The organism is Pseudoalteromonas luteoviolacea CPMOR-1 (assembly GCF_001625685.1).
In the GTDB taxonomy this organism is placed as follows: Bacteria; Pseudomonadota; Gammaproteobacteria; order Enterobacterales; family Alteromonadaceae; genus Pseudoalteromonas; species Pseudoalteromonas luteoviolacea_K.
Genome location: NZ_AUYC01000033.1, coordinates 45,319 through 54,383, shown reverse-complemented (window position 1 = coordinate 54,383; position 9,065 = coordinate 45,319). Strand labels below are relative to the sequence as shown.

Sequence of the window (9,065 nt, the reverse complement as noted above, 5' to 3'; positions counted from 1 at the left end):
AACTAAAATAATCAACTACCTTTGTTGGAGTATCGCCAAGCGGTAAGGCAGCGGGTTTTGATCCCGCCATTCCCAGGTTCAAATCCTGGTACTCCAGCCATCTCTTTATGAGATAACTCTATGCGGGAGTGGCGGAATTGGTAGACGCGCTGGATTTAGGTTCCAGTATCTTCGGATGTGAGAGTTCAAGTCTCTCCTTCCGCACCATGTTCTCGATAAGAACTAAAATAATCAACTACCTTTGTTGGAGTATCGCCAAGCGGTAAGGCAGCGGGTTTTGATCCCGCCATTCCCAGGTTCAAATCCTGGTACTCCAGCCAATTATCTACAAAGATAATTATTAAACATTGCGGGAGTGGCGGAATTGGTAGACGCGCTGGATTTAGGTTCCAGTATCTTCGGATGTGAGAGTTCAAGTCTCTCCTTCCGCACCATGTTTAATTAATCCCACTATTCTTTTAATTACATCCCTCTATATCTTTCTTTTATTCTTATTTGATTTCAATAGTCTCTATCTTATTCCTTTGCTATTTCATCTACGCATAAAAAAAGGAAGCCTATAGCTCCCTTAACTTAAATAGTTCGCGGCTTGAACTAAATCAAAAGCTACCACCCATAGCATGCTTTAGCACTTCTCGTTTAATGGGACCCGCTTTATTCGCCACTTTTAATGCAAGACTTCGTAGTGACTTAAGGGGCTTAATCTCATTTGAAAAGCCAAAATAGCAGGCGTCCATCATGCTCATCATTAATAAATTATCTTTTCGACGCATTTTTTCATACTGATGAAGACGAGCAAGCTCACCAACATCATCAAAGCCTTGCAAACATCCGCCAAGTGCTGCCACATCTTTAAAGCCGAGATTAACGCCCTGCCCCGCAAGCGGGTTTATCGTATGGGCAGAATCCCCAACCAACACCAAACGCCCTTTGCTATATTGGTTGGCATGTTGGCGCGCAAGTGGAAATACAGCGCTTTGTTCAACGGTAAAATCTCCCGGCAAATCAAAAAAATGTGCCTGTATTTCTTGCTTTAACGCTTCATTCGATAACCCTTTTAAGCGTTTTAGTTCACTGCCATGGTGATACCAAATTAGATTGGCATAAGGTGCTTGCATGGGTAAAAATGCGATTGGACCTGTTGGTTTAAACTCTTGCCACGTTTTTACCTGTTGCGGTCCGTCAAGCTTAATTAGAATACCCATACAATGCTGCTGATATTGCCACCCCGTTACGCCAATGCCTGCAAGGCTGCGTAGCGCAGAGCGGCCACCGTCAGCAGCAATCACTAAATCCGCGCTAAAACGCTGCTGAGGGTACACTAGGTCAATGCTACTTAAGTGCTGCTCAATCGCCACAGGTGCGTCAGTGACCGTTTCAACTTGAATGTGATTGTCTTCAAACTGCGACCACAGCGACGCTTGAATAATGCTATTCTCGACTAAATGGCCTAAATGAGACGTCGATACATCGGCTCTATCAAACACCAAATGCTCGCTGCCCCGTTCATAAGCCTCTAACTGATGATAAGGCGCATTACGACTTGCTCTTATCAATGGCATTGCACCGAGTTTATCTAATAACGCTTCTGAAAAACGGTTGATGGCAGAGACCCGAATGTCCACATGCTCGCCCTCAAGAATCGCTTTCGGATCTATGGGATTATTTTCTATCACAGTGACCTGACATCCTTGACGAGCAAGCTCCACCGCAGCCGCTGCGCCAACCATGCCGCCACCGACTATCAACACGTTATTTTTCATAAATTTGCCTAAATTAGCTGGTGTAATTACATTGTATCTTAATTAGTGAAAAAAAGATCTCTTTGCCTGATTGTAGTCGAATAATTACAACCGTCCTTGATCCCCATTTTGAAAGATGAAATCTATACTTGGCTAGTGACTATAGGTCAGATAAAATACGCCTCTTTTTAAGCTATTTTAGTAAGTGTTTGCCAGTTCTTGGGGTATTTTTCACAACTGGCAAGGCGTTGTGCTGATCATCGAATTGAAAACGAGGCTTTATTTCAATGGGTAAAAAATTGCATATCAAAACCTGGGGCTGTCAAATGAACGAGTACGACTCCCAGAAAATGGCGGATCTGCTTGATGCCACTAATGGCTATCAGCTGACAGAAGAAGCTGATCAGGCGGATGTGATCCTACTCAATACGTGTTCAATTCGTGAGAAGGCACAAGAGAAAGTATTCCACCAGTTGGGCCGCTGGAAGTTATTAAAAGAAGATAACCCTGATTTGGTTATCGGTGTAGGTGGTTGTGTAGCATCGCAAGAAGGTGACACAATCCGTCAACGTGCACCATTTGTTGATATCGTATTCGGTCCGCAAACACTGCACCGTCTACCTGAAATGATCAAGCAAGTGCAAAGCAAAGAAGGCTCAGTGGTCGATATCTCATTCCCTGAGATTGAAAAGTTTGACCGTCTACCAGAGCCAAAAGCAGAAGGCCCTACGGCGTTCGTATCAATTATGGAAGGCTGCTCTAAATATTGTACTTTCTGTGTTGTACCTTACACGCGTGGTGAGGAAGTAAGCCGTCCGCTAGACGATGTTATTTTAGAAGTGGCACAACTTGCAGAGCAAGGCGTGCGTGAAGTGAACTTACTGGGTCAAAACGTAAACGCTTATCGCGGTGAAATGCACGATGGTGAAGTGTGCTACTTCTCTGATCTACTGCGTTATGTGGCTGCGATTGATGGTATTGACCGTATTCGTTATACCACGTCACACCCTGTTGAGTTTACGCCTGACATCATCGAAGCCTACGCAGACGTGCCTGAGCTTGTTGATCACCTGCACTTGCCAGTACAAAGTGGTTCTGACCGTGTACTTAACCTGATGAAACGTGGCCATACTGCGCTTGAATACAAGTCTACTATCCGTAAGCTACGTAAGATCCGTCCAAACCTAAGCATGAGTTCAGACTTCATCATTGGTTTCCCTGGCGAAAGCAAAGCAGACTTCGAAGAAACCATGAACCTTATCAATGCAATTGGCTTTGATATGAGTTTCAGCTTCATTTACTCAGCGCGTCCAGGTACTCCTGCGGCAGACTTACCAGATGATGTACCAGAGCAAGAAAAGAAAGAGCGTTTGTACCTATTACAAAATCGTATCAACCAAATGGCGCAAGATATCAGCCGTAAAATGTTTGATACTGAACAGCGTATTCTTGTTGAAGGTCCTTCGAAAAAGAACCCAATGGAACTGCGTGGACGTACAGAAAACAACCGTGTAGTGAACTTTGAAGGTCCACACTCAGTGATCGGTCAGTTCGTTGATGTGCGTATTACTGAGGCGCTACCAAACTCATTGCGTGGTGAATTGATCCGAACTGAGGCTGAAATGGACTTGCGACGTGATGTTGCACCGTCAGATATCCTTAGTCGTGCACCGTCAGAACCAGAAGCTAATGAGATTGGTGTTGCAACCTTTACACCATAAAACACTTGTTTTGCGCCAGCACTATGCTGGCGCAATCAATCTTAGGAAGTCATTTTGAGCAATCAAGTAAAAAATATTGAGTTTTATCTAGAACCTGCCGACAACAACCGTCTTTCCTCTCTTTGTGGTCCTTTTGACGATAATCTAAAACAAATTGAACGCCGTCTAGGTGTTGAGGTCGCACACAGAGATAACTGGTTCAAAGTAACAGGTAATCAAGTTACAGCAAAAGCTGCTGTTGATATTATAAAGTCTCTGTATGTTGATACTCAGCCAGTGAAAGGCAAAGCCAAAGACATAGAGCCTGACAATGTTCATCTCGCCATCACCGAAGCAAATTGCCTTGAGCAAGATGCCCCAAATGTATGGGAAAAAGAAGTTTTCATTAAAACTCGCCGTGGTGTTGTCAAACCACGTAACCCAAATCAAAGCCAATATGTGGCAAACATCTTAACGCATGACATCAGTTTTGGTATTGGACCTGCGGGCACAGGTAAAACTTACCTTGCCGTTGCGGCCGCGGTCGATGCGCTAGAAAGACAAGAGATCAGGCGTATTCTACTGACCCGTCCAGCGGTTGAAGCCGGCGAAAAGCTGGGATTTTTACCCGGTGATTTAACGCAGAAAATAGACCCTTACTTGCGCCCTTTGTACGACGCGTTATTTGAGATGTTGGGCTTTGAAAAAGTTGAACGCTTGATTGAAAAAAATGTCATAGAAGTAGCACCGCTGGCATACATGCGTGGTAGAACTTTGAATGACGCCTTTATCATTTTGGATGAAAGCCAAAACACCACCACAGAACAGATGAAAATGTTCCTAACGCGTATCGGTTTTAATTCAAAAGCCGTGATCACGGGGGATATTACGCAGGTCGACTTACCGAGAGGCGCACGCTCAGGTCTTCGTCATGCCATTGAAGTACTCAGCAATGTCGATGAAATTTCATTTAACTTCTTTAAGTCTCACGATGTCGTTCGTCATCCAGTTGTGGCACGAATTGTGGAAGCCTATGAAGCCAAAGAAGAGCAAGAGCGTCAAGAAAAAGTCGCGAAGCAAAAAGCGAAACAGCAAGCTGCTGAACAACAAGGTCCAGAGTCATGAGTGTCGATGTAGATTTGCAGCTCGCCAGTGAGTTTGACAATTTACCCAATGAACAGCAATTTCAAAGTTGGGCCGAAAAAGCACTTTTGCCGTATAGAGAATACGCCGAAGTGACCATTCGCATTGCTGACGAGACGGAGAGCCAAGAGCTAAACAGCCAATATCGCGGAAAAGACAAGCCAACTAATGTGTTGTCTTTTCCGTTTGAAGCACCGCCCGGCATTGAATTGCCTTTAGTCGGTGACTTAATTATCTGTCCTCAGGTGGTTTTTCGTGAGGCACAGGAACAAGAAAAAACGTTCCATGATCATTTTGCACATATGGTCATCCATGGGTGCTTGCATTTATTGGGCTTTGACCATATAAATGAACAAGACGCCATGGAAATGGAAAGTCTGGAAAAAGAATTTTTAGCCGATCTGGGCATTTCAGACCCATATCGAGATGACATTAACTAATTGGAGTAAAGAACTACAATGAGCGACGATAACTCGCAAAGTAGCCAGGGTTCTTCTAGCAGAAACTGGCTGGGACGCATCACTCAGATGCTGCAAGGGGAACCCCAAAACAAAGAAGAGTTGGTAGAAGTTATTGCTGACGCTCAAGAGCGAGCACTTATCGACCCTGAGACTAAGGAAATGATGGAAGGCGTACTGAGCGTCTCTGAACTTAAGGTTCGCGATATCATGATCCCTCGCTCTCAAATGATAACGCTAGATGTCGAGCAAGACTTGGAATCTCAACTCCCTGCTATGGTAGAGTCTAGTCACTCTCGCTTCCCTGTGGTATGCGAAGACAAAGACCACGTAGAAGGTATTTTGCTTGCAAAAGACCTCTTGCCCCTGATAGTGCAACAGAATGGCGCACTACCTGCGATTAAAGAGTACTTGCGTCCGGCTATTGTAGTACCAGAAAGTAAACGTGTAGACACTTTACTCAACGAGTTTAGACAAAAACGCTACCATATGGCGATTGTTATTGATGAGTATGGCGGCGTATCAGGTCTTGTCACTATCGAAGATATCCTTGAAACCATCGTAGGTGAGATTGAGGATGAACATGATGATGAAGACGAGCAGCAAGATATTCGTCAGCTTTCAAAACATGTGTTTAATGTACAAGCGTTAACACAGCTTGAAGAGTTCAATGAATTCTTTAAGACAGATTATGATACACAAGAAGCTGACACTATTGGTGGTATTATCCTGCATGCATTTGGTCATATGCCAAGCAAAGGGGAAACCATTGATGTAGGGCCGCTCCAATTCAAGGTAACCAATTCAGATAACCGCCGTATATTGCAACTTCAAGTCACTGTTCCAAAAACAGAGCATGTTGAAGACACCACTGAATAAACTCACCGCATTTGCAAAAGATAAAAACGCATGGCTTGCTCTCATTGCTGGCTGTGCGCTTACTTTTGCATACGCCCCTTTTGGTATATGGCCACTGACATTTGTCTGCCTTGCCATTGCATTTTATGTCACAGATCAACCCACCCCTAAGCAAGCTGCTAAATACGGCTTTTTATTTGGCTTTGGTTGGTTTGCGCTGGGTATTAGCTGGGTGCATGTCTCTATTGCACAGTTTGGCGGACTGCCCATTGTGCTGTCACTCATGGCAATGGCGATGTTATGTGCGTACTTAGCACTTTACCCAGCTTTGGCATTTGCGTTTGCGACCCGCTACAGTAAACACCCTTGGCAGCGATTCGCCCTTTTAATAAGTGGTTTTGCCATCACTGAGTATTTAAGAGGCACACTCTTAACAGGCTTCCCATGGCTCAGTTTTGGCTATACGCTTACTGACTCACCGCTCAATACATTGGTGCCCTGGATAGGTGAATTTGGCTTAACCGTATTGTGTGTCATCATCGCCTACTCACTTTATTGGTTGGTATATTATAAGCAATATAAAGCAGCTCTAATGACGATGCTGCCTGTTTGTATCGCTTATTTATTGTCGATGCAAAACACAGATACCAAATACACTGGTCAGCAATTAAAGACCTTGCTTGTGCAAGGGAACATAGCACAAAGCCTGCGTTGGGAACCCGAACAGTTTTGGCCTACCATGTCAAAATACCAAGACATGACCAGACCAAACTGGGCGGATGTTGATTTGGTTGTTTGGCCAGAGGCCGCTATCCCTGAGATTGAAGATTATGCGTTTGATTATTTGGTCAACTTAGACAAAGCCGCCGCTTTTAACAATACCGCCTTGATCACTGGCATCCCTGACTATCAATTCGACACACGCAATGTATACAACACCCTGATAGTGCTTGGTAAAAAACATCAAGATGATACCGAGGGGCAATATCAGTATTTGCACAGAAACCGCTATCAGAAGCACCAGTTGTTACCAATCGGTGAGTTTGTCCCCTTTGAGGGCTTACTCAGACCCTTAGCCCCCCTATTTGATTTGCCCATGTCATCATTCTCTCGTGGAGATGCGGTGCAAAATAACCTACTTGCCAATGGCATTCACGTATTGCCAGCAATTTGCTACGAAATCGCTTTTAGTGAGCTTGTCAGAGGCAATTATACCGCCTCATCTGACATTTTATTTACCGTGAGTAATGATGCTTGGTTTGGCGACTCACATGGGCCGCATCAACATATGCAGATTGCCAGAATGCGTGCTTTGGAATTGCAAAGGCCGATGGTAAGAGTCACAAACAACGGCATAAGTGGGGTATATGATCCTATTTCAAACCAACAGGTGACCATAGCCCAGTTTACCAGTGGTATTCTCAGTACAGATTTAAAACTGATATCCGGCCATAGTTTTTTTAGTAAGCATGGTCATACACCAGTTTGGATCTTAGTCGGTATCTTATTGCTACTAGTGTTAGTTGTTAATAGTAAAAGTTACTTATCATCAAAAATGGAGAAGGCATTTTTTTAATGCCTTTGACTTTACCCCCTTCGATATGCGCTTCAAAGTGGTGCAAATTCAGAAACACAGCCCTTTTTTGGCGCACCTGGCACACACCTAAAAAACTAACTCATTGAAATTAATAACCTTATATTACTGGCATTATTCTTTCTTGCTCAGAGGTTCACGATAACGACAAAGTCAATGAGGGAACCCAACTTGTTAAACAACACACCAAAACTCGTACAAGCCGTTTATATGGTGAGCAAATATGGATTGAGCATTAGCGATATCGCCGAGACTTATCAAATATCTAAGCAAGCGTTATATCGCGCAGTACGTGCGCACAATACCAGTCAAACCCAACAACTAAACAAGCTTTATAAACAAAAAGAAAAGTTATTACAGCAATTAAATGCGCTAGAAGCTGACATCGAACAGCTCAATAAGGGCTGCTAACATGCTCACAATCAAACAACTTAATACCCTAGATTTAAATGCGTATACTCAGCTGTGTACACTGCTAATAGACTGTATTGAGCAAGGTGCATCCCTAGGCTTTCATGCGCCAGCCAACCCCGACATTTTGCAGCAATATTGGCAATCAGTCGCCCAAGCAATGGCCAATAAAGAGCGCCAGCTCTTTGCGCTTTATCAAGAAGAGCGCTTAATGGCAACGGTACAGCTCTCATTGTGTATGAAGGAAAACGGTCAACATCGAGCTGAAGTCGAAAAGTTGCTGGTTCATCCCAACACACAACGTAAGGGCTACGCCACCATATTAATGCGCCATATGGAACTCAGCGCATTGGAAAATAAACGAACATTACTGGTTTTAGATACCCAAAGTGGCGATAAAGCGGAGCTATTCTATCAAGCCATTGGTTACACAAAAGTTGGAGAGATCCCCTGCTATGTTACTGATAAATGTGGTCAACTGCATAGCACCAGTTACTATTACAAATATCTTGATAGTCGTGAATCTCAATAAATGTAAATTGAATGCAAATGACATGCGCAGTACACAATTTATTCATCGCTCAAGTTTAATCTGTTTATCGCCCACTCTGGCCCCCATTAAACTTAAGGAAGAATCAATGAAAACGCAGACTTTAAGTGCTTTAATCAGCTTGTGCATGCTTGGCAGCACCTTCACTGTGCAAGCAAAAGTCTTTATTTGTTCAGGTTTTCTGACAAAGGTTGTGTCTAAAGACGGCAATTTTGAAGTGCAATATAAAAACCCCCATACGGGAGATCTGATGGCACCAGTCTGGATTTATGACACCCATACATACTTGCTCGGTCCAGTATTAAAAGCCATTGAAGAAGGTGAAAAATACGCGACTGAATATGTACTTGTACTAGAGAACAGAGAAGACGGAGACACGCGTTGCTGGGACGGTAATACTGATAACGCACTGATCGCAATTGCGAAAAAATAAAAACCATTACACTGTGTATTTCAGGCCTTCTTATTATGTTCAGGGGGCGATTAATAAAAAGTAAATTCCAGAATAAAGCGACTCGTCATGAATTCACGGTAAGTAGGAGCGCGGCAATGCACGCCTGCCTATGCACAAATTAAATACACAGTTAAGCAATAAATTCCTAAATAAGC

The 9,065-nt window shown here is 43.6% G+C and carries 9 protein-coding genes and 4 tRNA genes; 12 read left to right on the top strand and 1 reads right to left on the bottom strand.

What is annotated here, in order from left to right; genetic code table 11:
* Positions 1–25 precede the first annotated feature (25 nt).
* The 4 genes from N473_RS14305 (at position 26) to N473_RS14290 (ending at position 434) form a co-directional block, all read left to right on the top strand.
* Positions 26–100: transfer RNA gene (locus N473_RS14305), tRNA-Gln, on the top strand.
* 22 nt (positions 101–122) lie between these two features.
* Positions 123–207 (top strand) — tRNA-Leu (locus N473_RS14300).
* 38 nt (positions 208–245) lie between these two features.
* Positions 246–320: transfer RNA gene (locus tag N473_RS14295), tRNA-Gln, on the top strand.
* A 29-nt stretch (positions 321–349) separates the two neighbouring features.
* Positions 350–434 (top strand) — tRNA-Leu (locus N473_RS14290).
* Positions 435–599: 165 nt separating this feature from the next.
* Here the strand turns inward: N473_RS14290 and N473_RS14285 are convergent.
* On the bottom strand, positions 600–1,763 hold the full coding sequence (locus tag N473_RS14285; RefSeq protein ID WP_063368504.1) for an FAD-dependent oxidoreductase: 1,164 nt from the start codon (positions 1,761–1,763) through the stop codon (positions 600–602).
* A gap of 266 nt (positions 1,764–2,029) precedes the next feature.
* Here N473_RS14285 and miaB point away from each other — a divergent pair, with 266 nt between their 5' ends.
* From miaB to N473_RS14245, 8 genes are all read left to right on the top strand, one after another.
* Positions 2,030–3,463: a tRNA (N6-isopentenyl adenosine(37)-C2)-methylthiotransferase MiaB gene (gene miaB, locus N473_RS14280; protein WP_039608384.1), complete on the top strand. Its 1,434-nt coding sequence runs from the start codon at positions 2,030–2,032 to the stop codon at positions 3,461–3,463.
* Between the two features lie 54 nt (positions 3,464–3,517).
* On the top strand, positions 3,518–4,567 hold the full coding sequence (locus tag N473_RS14275; RefSeq protein WP_039608383.1) for a PhoH family protein: 1,050 nt from the start codon (positions 3,518–3,520) through the stop codon (positions 4,565–4,567).
* On the top strand, positions 4,564–5,025 hold the full coding sequence (ybeY, locus tag N473_RS14270; protein WP_063368503.1) for an rRNA maturation RNase YbeY: 462 nt from the start codon (positions 4,564–4,566) through the stop codon (positions 5,023–5,025). Before N473_RS14275 ends, ybeY begins: the two co-directional genes overlap by 4 nt.
* Positions 5,026–5,043: 18 nt before the next feature.
* Positions 5,044–5,922, top strand: a complete 879-nt coding sequence (corC, locus tag N473_RS14265; RefSeq protein ID WP_063368502.1) for a CNNM family magnesium/cobalt transport protein CorC — start codon at positions 5,044–5,046, stop codon at positions 5,920–5,922.
* Positions 5,900–7,477, top strand: coding sequence for an apolipoprotein N-acyltransferase (gene lnt / locus N473_RS14260; RefSeq protein ID WP_063368501.1), 1,578 nt, complete (start codon positions 5,900–5,902; stop codon positions 7,475–7,477). Before corC ends, lnt begins: the two co-directional genes overlap by 23 nt.
* Positions 7,478–7,666: 189 nt before the next feature.
* Positions 7,667–7,906, top strand: a complete 240-nt coding sequence (locus N473_RS14255) for a helix-turn-helix domain-containing protein (RefSeq protein WP_063368500.1) — start codon at positions 7,667–7,669, stop codon at positions 7,904–7,906.
* A 1-nt stretch (position 7,907) separates the two neighbouring features.
* Positions 7,908–8,438, top strand: coding sequence for a GNAT family N-acetyltransferase (locus N473_RS14250; RefSeq protein ID WP_063368499.1), 531 nt, complete (start codon positions 7,908–7,910; stop codon positions 8,436–8,438).
* A gap of 106 nt (positions 8,439–8,544) precedes the next feature.
* Positions 8,545–8,889 carry a hypothetical protein gene (locus N473_RS14245; protein ID WP_063368498.1) on the top strand — a complete coding sequence of 115 codons (345 nt, stop codon included), beginning with the start codon at positions 8,545–8,547 and terminating at the stop codon, positions 8,887–8,889.
* Positions 8,890–9,065: the final 176 nt, after the last annotated feature.

What these genes read in the sequence shown, in the direction of transcription:
- N473_RS14245 (WP_063368498.1), top strand. Translation starts at nt 8,545, where the DNA reads ATGAAAACGCAGACTTTAAGTGCTTTAATCAGCTTGTGCATGCTTGGC.
- corC (WP_063368502.1), top strand. Translation starts at nt 5,044, where the DNA reads ATGAGCGACGATAACTCGCAAAGTAGCCAGGGTTCTTCTAGCAGAAAC.
- miaB (WP_039608384.1), top strand. Translation starts at nt 2,030, where the DNA reads ATGGGTAAAAAATTGCATATCAAAACCTGGGGCTGTCAAATGAACGAG.
- N473_RS14285 (WP_063368504.1), bottom strand. Translation starts at nt 1,763, where the DNA reads ATGAAAAATAACGTGTTGATAGTCGGTGGCGGCATGGTTGGCGCAGCG.
- lnt (WP_063368501.1), top strand. Translation starts at nt 5,900, where the DNA reads ATGTTGAAGACACCACTGAATAAACTCACCGCATTTGCAAAAGATAAA.
- N473_RS14250 (WP_063368499.1), top strand. Translation starts at nt 7,908, where the DNA reads ATGCTCACAATCAAACAACTTAATACCCTAGATTTAAATGCGTATACT.
- ybeY (WP_063368503.1), top strand. Translation starts at nt 4,564, where the DNA reads ATGAGTGTCGATGTAGATTTGCAGCTCGCCAGTGAGTTTGACAATTTA.